The 13,883-nt window shown below is 68.6% G+C and carries 7 protein-coding genes and 2 pseudogenes; 3 read left to right on the forward strand and 6 right to left on the reverse strand.

The genetic code is table 11. The features are described from left to right. Positions 1-62: 62 nt before the first annotated feature. From ACZ41I_RS16100 to ACZ41I_RS16110, 3 genes and pseudogenes are all read left to right on the forward strand, one after another. Positions 63-308: pseudogene (locus ACZ41I_RS16100) on the forward strand (EamA family transporter); the annotation flags it as partial. An 89-nt stretch (positions 309-397) separates the two neighbouring features. Further along, positions 398-5,116 carry an RHS repeat-associated core domain-containing protein gene (locus ACZ41I_RS16105; protein WP_468514396.1) on the forward strand — a complete coding sequence of 1,573 codons (4,719 nt, stop codon included), beginning with the start codon at positions 398-400 and terminating at the stop codon, positions 5,114-5,116. Continuing rightward, positions 5,113-5,433 carry a hypothetical protein gene (locus ACZ41I_RS16110; protein WP_468514397.1) on the forward strand — a complete coding sequence of 107 codons (321 nt, stop codon included), beginning with the start codon at positions 5,113-5,115 and terminating at the stop codon, positions 5,431-5,433. Before ACZ41I_RS16105 ends, ACZ41I_RS16110 begins: the two co-directional genes overlap by 4 nt. A 377-nt stretch (positions 5,434-5,810) precedes the next feature. Here the strand turns inward: ACZ41I_RS16110 and ACZ41I_RS16115 are convergent, their stop codons facing one another. The 6 genes and pseudogenes from ACZ41I_RS16115 to ACZ41I_RS16140 all read right to left on the reverse strand — a co-directional run bounded on the left by ACZ41I_RS16115 (position 5,811) and on the right by ACZ41I_RS16140 (position 13,537). Then, the gene (locus ACZ41I_RS16115) at positions 5,811-6,392 is read right to left on the reverse strand and encodes a hypothetical protein (RefSeq protein ID WP_468514398.1); all 582 of its coding nucleotides are present in this window, start codon (positions 6,390-6,392) and stop codon (positions 5,811-5,813) included. Between the two features lie 152 nt (positions 6,393-6,544). Beyond that, on the reverse strand, positions 6,545-7,036 hold the full coding sequence (locus tag ACZ41I_RS16120; protein ID WP_468514399.1) for a methyltransferase: 492 nt from the start codon (positions 7,034-7,036) through the stop codon (positions 6,545-6,547). After that, positions 7,012-7,398 carry a methyltransferase gene (locus ACZ41I_RS16125; protein ID WP_468514400.1) on the reverse strand — a complete coding sequence of 129 codons (387 nt, stop codon included), beginning with the start codon at positions 7,396-7,398 and terminating at the stop codon, positions 7,012-7,014. Before ACZ41I_RS16125 ends, ACZ41I_RS16120 begins: the two co-directional genes overlap by 25 nt. A 441-nt stretch (positions 7,399-7,839) precedes the next feature. Beyond that, positions 7,840-8,607 (reverse strand): annotated as a pseudogene (locus tag ACZ41I_RS16130) (ParA family protein). Positions 8,608-8,931: 324 nt separating this feature from the next. Beyond that, positions 8,932-10,995, reverse strand: coding sequence for an NACHT domain-containing protein (locus ACZ41I_RS16135; protein WP_468514401.1), 2,064 nt, complete (start codon positions 10,993-10,995; stop codon positions 8,932-8,934). A gap of 322 nt (positions 10,996-11,317) precedes the next feature. Continuing rightward, on the reverse strand, positions 11,318-13,537 hold the full coding sequence (locus ACZ41I_RS16140; RefSeq protein ID WP_468514402.1) for a KAP family P-loop NTPase fold protein: 2,220 nt from the start codon (positions 13,535-13,537) through the stop codon (positions 11,318-11,320). Positions 13,538-13,883 lie beyond the last annotated feature (346 nt).

Here is a 13,883-nt window from a genome sequence, read left to right on the forward strand (position 1 = left end):
AGCGCCTCAAGGTCGAAGAAGCCTGCGGCGAGTTCCACCGCCCCGACCAGTTGCCTGGCCGGGCCTTGCGCCGCCTGCCCGCCTCCACCCTCGCCATCCTGATGAGCCTGGAACCGGCGCTGGCCGGGGCGGCCGGCTTCCTGATCCTCGGCCAGTCCCTGTCACTGCCCCAGGCCGCCGCCATCGCCCTGGTCATCGCAGCGAGCATCGGCGCAGTGCGGACTCAGGTGGGCGGGGCGGGACTCGCCGGGAGCCGACGCCGACGCCGGAGGCATGACGTCGCAGCCTTGTCACAGGCCATGGCGTGAACTTGATGCCACGTCAAGCGATCCCCTTACCATTCATTCGCACGTGTGATGCGTTGCCTGGCTGGTACGGGGAAGGCGGTTGACGGGGGATGGGTTACGTCCTGCCGGGATGGCTCGACGAGATCCTGGATTACATAGGCATCAAGTTCCCGAATGTCGATGAGGACGACTACCGCGAGATGGCAGACGCCATGCGGGAGTTCGCCGACAAGTTCGAGGGCCACGGGGCCGACGCCCACAAGGCGGTCGAGCAGATCCTCGCTTCCTCACGGGGCTGGGCCGTCCACTCGATGCAGACGCACTGGGCCCAGGTCAAGACCGGCCACCTGGACAAGATCCCGGAGCTGGCCCGCCTGTTCGCCGAGGCGTGTGACGTCGTCGCGGACATCATCTTCGCGATGAAGACGAAGGCCGAGGCGGAACTCGCCGTGATGGCGGGTTCGGTGGGGCTCTCGCTCGGGATGGCGTTTGTCACCGGAGGCCTTTCCGCCGTTCTCGGCGCGGCGGAGGTCACCGCCATGCGGCAGCTGGTGAAACGCATCATCGACGAGGCTGCCGACCGGTGCGTGGACGAGCTCATCGCCCGGGTCACCGCGCCGGTCAACGCCAAGCTGGAGGCGATGGTCGAGGATGCGGTCCTGAACCTGGCGAACGACGCCTTCTCCCTGCCACCCGACCCGTCCGGCACCGGCGCGGGAGGAGGTGGCGGCAGCGCGGGCGGTGGATCCGGGACCGGCACCGGCGGGCACGGCCACGGTCACGGAGGCATGCAGCTGGCCTCTGCGGGCGGCGCGGGCGGCGGCTTCGCGCTCGCCTCCGCGGGCGGCGGTGGCGGGGGCGGCGGGGACCTGTTCATCGACCACGAAGCGTTCGAGAGCGGTGCCGGCCGGGTCTCCTCGCACGGCAGCGAACTGCACCTGAACAGCGAGGGTCCGCTCACCCGGGCCAGGGGCGCCTTCGGCCGTACCAAGGGCAAGGACCCCTTCACCCAGGCCTTCGACTCGGTCCTGGAAGGCGCGCTGCACGGCTCCGAGAAGGCCCTCGGCAAGATCGCCAAGCATGTCACGGAGACGGTGCCGGACCGGGTCCGGGCTGCTTCCCGGCTGCACAAGCACAACGACCTGGACATCGGGGACCGGCTCCACGGCATTCACGTTGGCAAGGGTGGCGCGGACGGTGGTGCGGGCAGCGGTGGTTTCCCGGCGTCCGCCCGCAAAGCCGACCACGATCTCAAGATCGACGCCGCCAAGCTCGCGCAGCGGGCCCGTGCCCTGGAGGCCAAGGAGACGTGCGGCGACCCGATCGACATGGCCACGGGCCAGATGCTGCTCGACCAGACCGATGCCGAGCTGCCCGGCGTCCTCCCGCTGACGCTGCGCCGCACACACCTTTCCGGTTACGCCGTCGGCCACTCGTTCGGCCCCTCCTGGGCCTGCACCCTCGACGAACGCGTCGAGAAGGACGACACGCTGGGCGGCTACTGGTGGTACCGCGAGGACGGGTCCGCCCTCGCCTATCCCCGCCTGCCCGATCTCCCCGGAGACCGAGTGCTGCCGGCGGCGGGCGAGCGGATCCCCCTCACCTATGTCACCCGTGGCGGCGGCTACGTGATGACGGCCATGGATCCGTTCAGCGGCCTCACGCGCCACTTCGAGCCCAGTGTGTCACGCGAGGGCACATGGTGGCTCGTCGGTGTTGAGGACCGCAACGGCAACACCGTCACCGTGGAACGCGACGAGCACGACGTCCCACTCACCGTCACCCACAGTGGCGGCTACCGGCTCCGCGTCGACTCCGACCGCGAACTGGCCCGGGTCACCGCCCTTTTCGCACTCACGGACGAGGGTGAGGTCCGGCTCCGGGACTTCCGTTACGACACCGCCGGCGACCTGGTCGAAGTGCGCAACGCCGTCGACGCATCGACGCACTTCACCTATGACGACGCCCACCGCATCACCGGATGGCGGGACTCCAACGGCACCGAACTCCGCTATACCTACGACGGAGGCGGGCGGGTCGTCGCCACACAGGGCACAGACGGCATTCTCAACGCCAGCATCACCTACGGACCTCAGGAGCAGGACGCTACCAGCACCGTCACCTACACCGACTCCCTCGGCCATGCCACGGTCTACCGCGCCAATCGCCATGGGCAGATCGTCGCGATCACGGACCCACTGGGGCACACCGTCACCCAGAGCTGGGACAGCCGTGATCACCTGCTGTCCCGCACCGACCCACTGGGTCGTACGACCCGCTGGGACTGGGACGAGACCGGCAACCTCGTCTGCGTCGTCGCGCCCGACGGCGCCACCACCCGCATCGCCTACGACGACAAGAATCAGCCGACGGAACTCGTCCGTCCGGATGGCGCCCGGATCCGTCAGGAGTTCGACACCCGCGGCAACCTGGTACGCCTTATCGGCGCCGACGGAGCGGTCCACGCGTACACCCACCACCCCACCGGCGCCGTCGCCACCGTCACCGACCCCCTCGGGGCGACCACCACCGTCGAGGCCGACGCGGCTGGCCTGCCCACTGCGATCACCGACCCCCTCGGCGCTACGAGCAGCTGCCGCCGCGACGTCTTCGGCCGCCCCGTGGAACTCACCGACGCCCTCGGCCACACCACCGTCCTCGGCTGGGACCCCGAGGGCCGCCGGCTGCACCACACCACGCCCGACGGGCTCACCCAGTCCTGGACCTGGGACGGAGAGGGCAACTGCACCAGCCACACCGACCCGCACGGCGGCGTCACGCATTTCTCCTACGGCCCCTTCGACCTGCTGTCCCTGCGCACCACCCCGGACGGCGCGACAGCGAGTTTCGCGTACGACACCGAGATGCGGCCCGTACGCGTCGTCAACTCGCAGGGCCTGGCGTGGACGTACCACTACGACGCGCTCGGCCGCCCGGTCGCCGAGACCGATTTCGACAGCCGCACGACGCGTTACACCTACGACGCGGCAGGCCAGCCCACCACGCGCAGCACGCCCGCTGGTGACACCATCGACTACACCTTCGACGCCGCTGGGCGCCTGATCACCAAGAGCACGGGCGGGGCGCACACCCACTTCCGCTACGACGCGCTCTCCCGTCTCACCTCAGCCACCTCCCCTGGCTCCTCCCTGGAAAACGCGTATGACGCGGCCGGCCGCCTCGTCGCCCAGAGCGTGGACGGTGTCACCCTCCGCTTCGGCTACGACACAGCCGGGCGACGGGTCTCACGCACCACGCCCACCGGAGCGACGAGCACCTGGCAGTGGGACGCCGCCGGACACCGAACCACCCTCACGGTGGCCGGACGGCACACCCTGTCCTTCGCCCACGACGCGGCCGGCCGCGAGACCCACCGCGCGCTCGGCACGGCCGTGCTGCTGGCCTCCGCGTGGGATGAGACCGGGCGCCGGATCGAGCAGACGTTGACCCGCCGGGTCCCGGGCCGTCATCGCACCCTGCGGGCCCGTGCCTACAGCTACCGCGCCGATCACCACCTCCTGGCCGTTGCCGATCGCGCCACCGGCAGCTCCTCGCGTTACACCCTCGATCCCGTGGGCCGCCCACTGGCGGCACACGGGCCTGCCGGCGAGGAGCAGTACGCCTACGACCCGGCCGGCAACCAGAGCGACGCGCAGTGGCCCGACCGAAGCGCCGATGCCGCCGCTCGCGGTGCACGGGCCTACGCGGGAACACTCCTCACTCGCGCCGGGGACACCCACTACCGCTACGACGCCGCCGGTCGCCTCGTGGAGCGCGTCAAGAAACGGCTGTCGCGTAAGCCCGACGTGTGGCGTTACTCCTGGGACGCCGAGGACCGCCTCACTTCCTGCGTCACGCCCGACGGCACGACCTGGCAGTACCGCTACGACCCGCTCGGCCGCCGCACTGCCAAGCTCCGTCTGGACGATGACGGTGCCGTCGTCGCGGAGACCCGCTTCACCTGGGACGGCACCCAGCTGGCCGAACAGTACGACAGCGCCACCGGCACCACCCTCACCTGGGACCACGACGGGTACGAACCGCTCACCCAGTTCGAGCGGAAGTTCCTCTCCGAGGAGGAAGCCGACTCCCGCTTCTTCGCCATCGTCACCGATCTTGTCGGCACCCCGACCGAGCTCGTGGACGAGACGGGTGTCATCGCCTGGCGCTCCCGTACGACCGTGTGGGGCACCACGGCGGTCCATCCCGGTGCCACGGCATACACACCCTTGCGCTTCCCAGGCCAGTACGCCGACGCCGAGACCGGACTCCACTACAACGTCTTCCGCCACTACGATCCCGAGTCCGCGCGTTATGTCAGCCCCGACCCCCTCGGTCTGGAACCGGCGCCCAACCCGGTCACCTACGTCCACAACCCGCACACCTGGATCGACCCGGAGGGACTGAAACCCGGCACGTGCCCGCGGACAGGCGCGTCCATCGACCCTCGCGGGTACACGGCCATCTTCGAAATGCAGCTCGACCGAGCGGACTTCGGGCAGAGCCGGGCCGTCCACTTCAACCGGGCCAATGCCGCTCTCGATGCCGCCATCCAGAGGGACCCCCAACTGGGGCAGTGGCTGGACCAGTTCTCGCCGGGCATCGCCGCGCGGGTGAGTTCCACCGGCGGCCGTAGAACGCCGGTGGGCTTCACCTGGCAACACGAACCGTCATCCAACGCCCAGGGCCGACAGGGCGTAATGCGCCTCGTCCCCCGTTACCAGCACACCCCGGGCAGTCCGTGGTGGGACGTCCTCCATCCCGGAAATTCCGGAGGCTATGCTGAATGGGCAATCCCCAACGGTGCACCGCCTAACCGGAGAGCATGACCGTGACCTACTTCATGTACGACACCATGGGCGAGGAAGTCGACGAGCCTGACGAGGCGCGAATCCGCGAGATTCTGGCCGAGTTGAGCAATGACGACGAAGAACACCCGGACGTGTCCCTCCAGCATGAATCCGGTTGGTCGCTGAGTGTCTTCCCCGACAGGTTCGTCCGCTGGCAGAACGTGGAGTCCACCTCGCCGGAACCGCTGGACGCGGCCCTTCCGTCCTGGGACGCCATTGTCGAACTGCTGCTGATGACAGCCCGCGGTGACATCGAAAGGGTTGCCTCGCGGTTGCGGCAACACTCCCAGAACTGAGCGACACCGCACCATGCGGGCGCCCGCCGTCTCCGCATGGTGCGCGCTTCGCGAGGGAGCCTCCCCGGGCCGTGGGCCGTGTACCTGCGCAACCAACGGCGACGTTCCCGGCCTCGTCGACCATCTGCTCGGCAAGGTTGTCGGTGGGGGCGTCCACCTCGAAGGTGCGCGGGTCGACCATCGTCGCGTTCAGCGAAATAGGCCTCTTTCAGGCCCACGGTCTCGAAGTCGATGGCGGCGAGGCCCGAGGTCCTCGTCCGGCGTGGCGGGAAGGAAGAATTCTTCGGGCTCGACGAGGAACCGGTGGTTGTCCGAGTGCGACAGCTCGATATACCGCGGGTCCTCGCGGCCCACCGTGAACGGCGGCACGGACGCCGTCACGACGCGTATCCCTCGACCGACCGGGTGAACACGGTCTCGTAGGTGTTGGAGTCATGTGCCGGTCGTCCGCGGGGCGCTCTTCCTCCGGCATGTTGTGGAACGCCTCGTAGGAGGCCACGTCGTCGCACTGGGCGTAGTTGATGACCATGTCGCCGTCGAGCGCCCTGAGGATGCTGTGGGACCGGTACCCGGGCACCTGCCGCATCCAGTCGTCCGGCTTCTCCAGCAGGGCCGATCTCCGTGCGGGTATCACCGTCCTTGGTCTGGACGGACACCACCTCGGTCTTCAGCAGGTGCACCGACGTGGTGAGTTCGGTGAAGTAGGGAACCGTGTTGTGCTTGAAGTTCTCCCCCTCGTAGCGCTCCCTCAGGTCGTCGATTGACCGCCACTGTATGTAGTTGGCGGCACAGGGCCTCGCCACTCCCGCGTGCAGGGTGGACGACCGCCATCCCGGGTAGTTTGCCTTGGCGATGATGCCGCGCATGGCGTCCAGGAGGGTCGCCTGTTTCTCCGAGTCGGTGGTGTTGAACAGGTTGAACACGGTCAGGGAGCCGTTCTCGGGCTCAATGATCGGCATGAGGCCCTTCCAAAAGTGTCGGACGGCCCTGGAGGGCCGGCTGTCTGCTGGGTTGTGACTCGGTGACGTCGAGGACGTGGGGCCGCCCGGCTCATGGGGGCACCGGCCTGCCGATGTGGACGCGCGCCTCACACCCCGCCCGATGGCCGGGGTCACCGGTTGCGAGAAGAGCCCGGCGTATCGGCCTCCTGCGAGACCTTCCTTCCTTCGACGACGGACTGGAGCCCGGCGCGGCTGACCCCGACCAGCTCGATTCCGACCTCGGACATCAAGGACTGGAACTCCTCCACGGTGCGCTGTTTGCCTTCGCACAGGAGGAGCATGTCCATGTCCATGAGGGAGATCGCCTTGTCGGCCGTGTCGTCCAGGCCCGCCACAGCCTCCACGACGGCGATGTGCGCTCCCTCGTGCATGGCTGACGCGAGGTTCCTGAGGATGAGACGGGAACGGCCGTCGTCCCAGTCATGGAGAACGTTGGAGATCATGTACAGGTCGCTCCCTGACGGGACGCCGTCGAAGAAGGAGCCGGACTTCACCGTCACGCGGCTGGCGACCGCCCCGTCCGACAGCTCCGGCAGGGCTCGCGACACCACGTCCGGCTGATCGAAGAGAACGCCGGTCACGTCGGGGTACTTGCGGAGCACGGCGGAGAGCAGTGCCCCTCTCCCCCCCCGCCCACGTCGGTGACACTGCCGAACCGGGAGAAGTCGAACGCCTCGATCACGGGCTGGATGATTCTCTTGGACAGTTCGGTCATGGCCGAGTTGAAGACGGCCGCGGTGTCCGGGTCCGACTCCATGAACTCCCACACGCCCGCACCGTGCATCGCGGCGAAGGGAGAGCGGCCGGTGCCCACCGCGGTGGCCAGGTGGGCCCAGGTCGCGCGCTCGGCGGTTGACCCCGTCCACCGCGCGAAGTTGCGCATGGAACCGTCGTCGGAGGCCAGGGAACGGCCCAGGGGAGTCAGCTCCAGCGTGTCGTGCTCGCCCTTCCGTAGCAGCCCCACAGAGGCGCCCGGCGCGGAAGAAGCGCTCCGCGGTGTCTCGCTCCAGTCCGAGTCGAACCGCCAGTTGCGCCGGCGTCAATCCCCCGGAAGCCAGGCCGTCGGCCACGCCGAGTTCCGCGAACGTGCTGACGACACCGGCGCGCCAGCCTCCCATCAGGAGGTCGAGGATCTGGACGCTGACGGGTGCCGACGGGGGCAGCGATCCCGATGCAGTAATGGTCATGATGTACTGCCGGACCTCGATCCCGGCGAGTATGCACTGGGCTCGGAAGGCCCGCTGGATGTCCTCGGGCAGGTAGCTGGAGAACGACCGCCAGGCGATGCCGTCCCCCTGCTTCCTCGGGCGCCGGCCGAGGTCGGCCCCGACGTTGACGCCTCCGGTGTTCGGCGTCAGCGGCGGCTCGGCGACGGTCTCGGGGGTCTCGAAGGTGTGGCGGGCCATCAGGCGGCGATCCTCTTCTCGTACGTGTCGGCCAGGAGCTCAAAGCCCGCGACGGCCTGGGTGAGCTGTGAGCCCTTGGCGTGCTCCAGCGGGACATGGTCGTTCGAGGCGTTGGCGATGACCTCGCGGCGGCCGATGATCGGGTCCCACACCAGGTTCCCGAAGATCCGGCGGATGCTCTCCAGTTGCTGGCGCTGGCGGGGCTTGCCTTGCTCGTAGTCGTTCACCACCACGCCGTCGATGGTCAGGTCGTCCGCGTGCAGGGCGGAGCGCTTCTCCACGATGAAGTCCCGCACGCGCCGAGCGCCGAGGATGGAATCGATCTCCGCACAGGTCACCAGCAGCACGCCGTCCCCCGCCGCCATCGCCATCTGGGTCAGGTGGAACAGCGACGGTGGGCAGTCGATGAGGACGTCGTCCAGGTCGTCGTCCGCTCCCTGCATGGCCATGGCCAGCCGGAGGTGGGCGCCGGCCAACCCGGCTTCGGCGTAGCGGTTCTCCAGCTCCAGCCAGGCCGGGGCCAGCCGCATGCGCTCCGCGTAGTCGACGTTCCATACGACCGGCGCCCATACCTGGCGCAGGGTGCCGACTCAGTCGGCCTGCACCGCCTCGCTGACCGTGATCTGCGGCTGGTCCTCGTTGTAGATCCAGCCTGCCCTGCGCGACAGGTTCCCCTGCGGGTCGAAGTCGACGAGGCCGACCCGCCTCCCCCGCTTCGCCAGCGCGGCGCCGAGCCTGAGCGTGACGTCGCTCTTGCCCCGCAAGATGGCCTTCGGTCAGGGGTCAACTCGTCCGTGCAGAACGGTGTGTGATCCTCGTTGGTGTCGTTCGGGTGGTTGTTGGGTGCTGCCGGAGAGCGATGACACCAGCTCGCCGGCCGTAGCCGCTTCCCGCCTGGCGGGCACCTGAGAAAACTGTTGGGGCCCTGCTCCCGTGTGGCGGGACGTGCGACTGATCGGACTGTTATTGCAGGTCAGGACGGTGTGACCAGCAGCAGTGGCAGATCGTCCCCTCCTGAAAGAGGACCGACATGTAGTGCGCCGACAGCCCTGCCAACCGGGCAGCCTCACGCGCGTCGCCGCACCTGGGAATCAGTCCTCGTCTGCCGGGTATCCGTGCGGTGCGGGATGACTGACGAGCCAGTCCTGCAGTTCTCGGTGCCGGAACTGGTATGCCGTGCCGGACATCCGCAGAAGGCCTCCTTCGTAGGCCCACTGGAGGAACGCGCCCAGCTTCCAGGGCAGTCTGCCGCGGCAGCAGACGAGGAAGACCAGGTAGCGGCGACTCGCGCCTCCCAGCCAGTACCACCCGAGCATCAGCCCTGCTGCGACACCGAAGGAACACCCCACCGCGGGCCCGACTGCGGGCGCGAGGGCCAGCCCCAGGGCGGCGCCGAAAATGATCGCGACGGCCAAGCCGAACACCAGGTCGTCCCTGACCGGATGACGGGGATCTGTGGACGGTACGTAGTTCCTTGTCGGCGTCCGTTCTGCCAGGGGAGCGGTCAGCCCGTCCGCAAGACCCAGGGCGAGCCCGATCACGAACCCTCCCGCAAGGCCGTAGCCAAGGGCGAGCTGCAAGGAACAGGAGAACGCGAGCCGTACTGCGAAAGCTCCGGCGACACCGGCAACAAGTCCGGCGACTAGGAAGAGTGAGACGGCCCGCAACAACTTCCGGCGCTGTCGCCGCCAGCGTAACCGGTGCAGCTGTGCTGCTCTCGGCGCTGGGACGGAAGGGGCCAAGGCTTTCCAGACGGTCGGTACTCCGAACAGTTCGATAGGGGGAGGAGTGATCACTCCTGGCCGCGGGAAAGCAGTGAGCATGCCCTGCATCGTCCACAGGGCGCCCAGCCAGAGGAAAGCGGCGAAGATCCCGTCTATGAGGCGGACGCGGCGGGGGTCTGACAGGGGCCACAACTCGTGCAACGCGATGTCCGTCCCACCGCTGACCCTGGTTCCCGGAGAGGCGAGGTGGGTGGCTATTTCGGCGAGCCAGCGATGCGTCTGCTGTGGGCTGTACCGATCGCCTTCGGGATGCTGACGGAGTACGGCGGGAACATAGCGGGCGAGGAGATGCTCCTGGACATCTGTGGGCGACGCCAGGGTGAGCAAGTCGCCCGGATCCGGGACGGGGCCCTCGAGGACGCGGGAGCCCGGTTCGTACACGGTGGCGGCCAGGTTGAGGCGCCAGGGAGTGGTCAGGGCGCGCGACAGGCCACTGCGGGGATCGGCCAGGGCGTCGAGCACTGGCCGCCAGCGGTCCGGATTGGTGATGCGGGCGGTCAGATAGGCGATGGCCTGGTCCTGGCCGACGGGGCTGATCTCCACGCGGGCCGCGTCGCGCATTCGCACTTCGGCGCGCGCCAGTTCCTTGTACTGGTCAGTGCGGCAGGTCAGGATCACAGGAGCGCTGTTTTTGGCGACCTTGTACTCCTGGTACTTGTTGAGCTGCTTCACGGCGAGGGAGGCCCGGCGGCGCGCGACGGGAGTGCCGGGGGCGTCCATCTCGTCCAGGCCGTCGAGGACGGGGAGCACCCGGCGCTGCCCCACCAGGGCCCGGGCGTGGCTCGCGGTGAAGCCGAAACGGGCGGTGATCTGCTGGGCGAGCCAGTCCTCCAAGGGAGAGACGGCGTCCCAGCCGGCCAGGGAGAACCGCACGGGCACCGGGCCGGTCGCGTCGAGGTCGAGGTTCGCCAGCAGGAGTTCCAGGGCGAGTACGGTCTTTCCTGCGCCGGGGTCACCAGTGATGACGAGTCGGGTCGGACGCAGCTTCTCGTAGTAGCGGAGGATGTCGGAGAGGCGGCCGTCGGGGTCGGCGCCGGCGGCGTTGTTCGCGGGCTCCGGCACGTAGCGAAAGGTCAGGTCGATGCGCTTGCCGCCCTCACCGGCCAACCTGCTCATCTGTTGCGTCTCGGTTGCGAGCACCATGCCCGCCAGGTCTGCCGCCTTCGCGGCGATCTCCGCGGCGGAACCTGCCCGGTCGTCCCGGTAGGCGACCCAGGCCAGGTAGGCGCCGGGCACGGTGGGCAGGAGGGCGACGGCAGTGGCGGCCATGCGCGCGACGTTGAAGTGTTTGGACAGCCAGAAGGCCGCTGCCGTGCAGGCCACCTGGGCGAAGAGATAGAGGACGCCTGCCCGGCGTAAACGTGATGTCACGGTAGCAGTGTGGCGGCACCGCTGCGGGAGTGCGCTGCTTTCCCGGTCTTCGTCCCTCCTGCCGGGCAAACCGCTACGCTGCGGAGCGGACGTATGGGCGGGCCACGCTTCAGGAGGAGGTCAGCATACCGACCGCATTGAGCGCCGGGCCCACCTGGCGCTCCCCACAGCGCCGATGAACTCCGCCCACGCCGTGCAGCTCACGACGAGCACCGCCCCGTCCGGCACTGTGAGTGGGTGTGTGGGTGGCATTGGGTGGGTGTCAGCGGGGTGGGGGCGCTGAGTGCCTGGTCCGGGGTTTTGTGTGGGGATGGGTTCGCTGTCATGAGATGACCAAGCGGCTGCTGTTTTCTGATCTGTGTGGGGTGGGTCGGCTGTTGTGGGGGTGGCTGTTCCTATGGGGTGTCGGGGGTTGTTGGGTGTGGGGCGGGTCGGCGGTCGCGGAGTGCTTGGAGGATGTTGGTCTGGTGTGGGTCGGTGGGGGTGGGGTGTCGGGGGAGTGGTTGAGGTGGGGTGTGAGGCGGTTGTAGAGGTCGTCGTGGGTGAACATGGCGTCGAGGCCGGCCCAGGTGTCGTTGTCGAGGAGGGGGAACGGGAACTGCTGGGGCGTGATGAGTGCGGCCAGGAGCGGCAGGAGTTCCCATCCCTGGTCGAGGCGGGCGCGTAGCCAGGTGCGGAGGCTGGCGGGGTCGGTGTGGCGCCACATCCAGATCAGGGTGTCGTCCTGGTCGGTGAGGTCTGTGGAGGGTCCCCCGGCGGCTGGTGTGAGGTGTTCGGCTAGGCGGCCGGTGAGGGCGTCGCGGGCCTGGGCGGCCCACGGTTCAGTGGTCGTGACGTGTTCGGAGGCGGTGCCGTCGGGGTTGGTAGCGCTGTGGAGGGTTCGGGCGGCCAGGACTGCTCCATCGGGTGTGGCTGCCATGGCGGCCACAACGGCGGGACGCTGGTCGGGAGGCAGGTCGAGGAGGAGGCTCGGGGCCAAGGTGCGCACTCTGCTGTCGGCGCCCAGCAGTCCCATGGCTTCCCGGTCGGCGGTCAGCTGGCCGTAGTTGTCGGCCATGGCCCGGAGCAGTGCGGCCGAGGGTACGGGGATGTTGTCGGCGCGTAGTTGGTCGATGCGCCGGACGATGCGGTGGGTGTCGTCTCTGAGCCGGAGCAGCAGCTGTGTGGCCTCATCGCCGTCAGTCCCTGCTGCGAGCTGGGCCAGAGCCTGCTCGAAGACGGCTTCTGGGAGGTCGTCGGCGGGGACGGTGAAGACGACGTACCGGTCAAAGTAGTCCTGGCTGCCGATCCCGCGTCGGCGCGCCGCGGCGCGGGGGTCGCCGCCGTTGCCGACGGCCTGCCGGACTGCGGGGAACAGCAGGCCAAGCAGCCCGAGCACCCCGTCGAGGTTCTCCTGGGCAACGCCGGCCTGGCGCAGGCGTTCCTTCCATCGCTCGGCGTGTTCACTGGGTCTGGAGTCGCGGTGCAGCGCCGGGTTGATGCTGGTGCCGGTCAGTTCGGCGCGGTGCTGTCCCAGCATCCGGTAGACGCCTGGCTCGCTGGTCCGCAGAAAGGTGACGACCAGGAAGTCGACGATGTCGACCTCCCCGGCCAGTGAGCCGAGCGTCGCGCCGGCCTGTCCGAAGTAGCGTTTGATGGCCCGCGGGGTCCTCAGCCGGTCCTGGAGGTGGCGGAAATACGCCTCGGAGAAGCGCCGCTCCTGGTCCGGAGTCATGGTTATCCCGTGGGAGTCCAGCAGTGCGTTGAGGAGACGCGTGGTCATGGCGGCGATGTCGCGGTCACGGAAGGCCGGTAGGTCGAGCCGGACCTGGATGAGCTTTTCCAGGAATTCCTGGGCGCGCTGGTCGTTCGAGCCGACGAGGTCGGTTCGCCGCAGGACGTCCAGAAGAGTCTGCTCGTCGAAGCTGATCAGGTAGTACACGTTCGGCAGGTGGCCGACCAGTCGGATGAGCTTGAAGACGACCAGCAGTTCCTCGGGGGCGAGTCGGTCAAGGTCGTCCATGACCACCAGAACCGGCAGGCCCGCCTGTCGCAGGGCCGTCTCGGCGGTGCGTTTGGCGGCCGAGGCGCTGGTGTCCCCCGCTACGCGTTCGGCGACGAGCTTGATCAGCTCCGAGGAGTCCAGGCCGAGCAGTCCTGTGAGCTTTCCCAGCGGACTGACCGCCTGCCCGAACGCTCCGACCTTCCTGCGTAGTTCGGACCACTGGCCATCGTTGGGGAGGGCGGCGCGGATCTCGCTGAACAGCGCCAGCGTCAGTGATTCGAGGTCCGAGTACATCCACGGGTTCAGCTCGGCGACCGACCACACGCTGGTGTCGGCGCCGGCGACCGTGTTTTTGAGGTGCTGGATCGCCATCTGCAGGACGGATGACTTGCCGGAACCCCAGGGACCGATGAGCGCGAGGACTCCGGACTCGCTCTGCTCGCGCACCTGGTGGAGAAGTCCGACGGCATGCCGGGCGTACTGCTGGCGCCCCAGCAGGTCAGGAGCGCTGGCGCTCCCGTCGATGGGGTCATCGTTGAAGAAGCGCTCACCGGGCATCGGCCCATCCTGCCCGACAGCGCAGCTGCTCCGGTCTGGGATCGGCAACGACGTGCAGACCAGCTGCTGTCATGGGGTGACCAGGTGGCTGTCACGGTGCGGCTAGCAGATCGCGGTCCGGCTGTGTTGGGTTTGCCGGTCTTCGTGTGGAGGGGCGGCCGGGGCGGTGGGGTTGGCCTTATGACGGGTTCGGGAACCCCAGTGGGGGAGACGTTGCCGGGTCCGGCTGTCCTGACGGTGGCCGGGCGGGTGGAGCTGAACGGGTGATGTGATCACGGCGTCCGGGCAGTGGTCGGGACCGGTTCGCCCATTCTTGCCCCATGGACACCATGACCGTCGAGGATTA

Source organism: Streptomyces sp. NPDC030799 (genome assembly GCF_055572255.1).

Excerpts from the sequence above, each read along its gene's own strand:
- ACZ41I_RS16105 (WP_468514396.1), top strand. The coding sequence starts at position 398 with ATGGGTTACGTCCTGCCGGGATGGCTCGACGAGATCCTGGATTACATA.
- ACZ41I_RS16110 (WP_468514397.1), top strand. The coding sequence starts at position 5,113 with ATGACCGTGACCTACTTCATGTACGACACCATGGGCGAGGAAGTCGAC.
- ACZ41I_RS16115 (WP_468514398.1), bottom strand. The coding sequence starts at position 6,392 with ATGCCGATCATTGAGCCCGAGAACGGCTCCCTGACCGTGTTCAACCTG.
- ACZ41I_RS16140 (WP_468514402.1), bottom strand. The coding sequence starts at position 13,537 with ATGCCCGGTGAGCGCTTCTTCAACGATGACCCCATCGACGGGAGCGCC.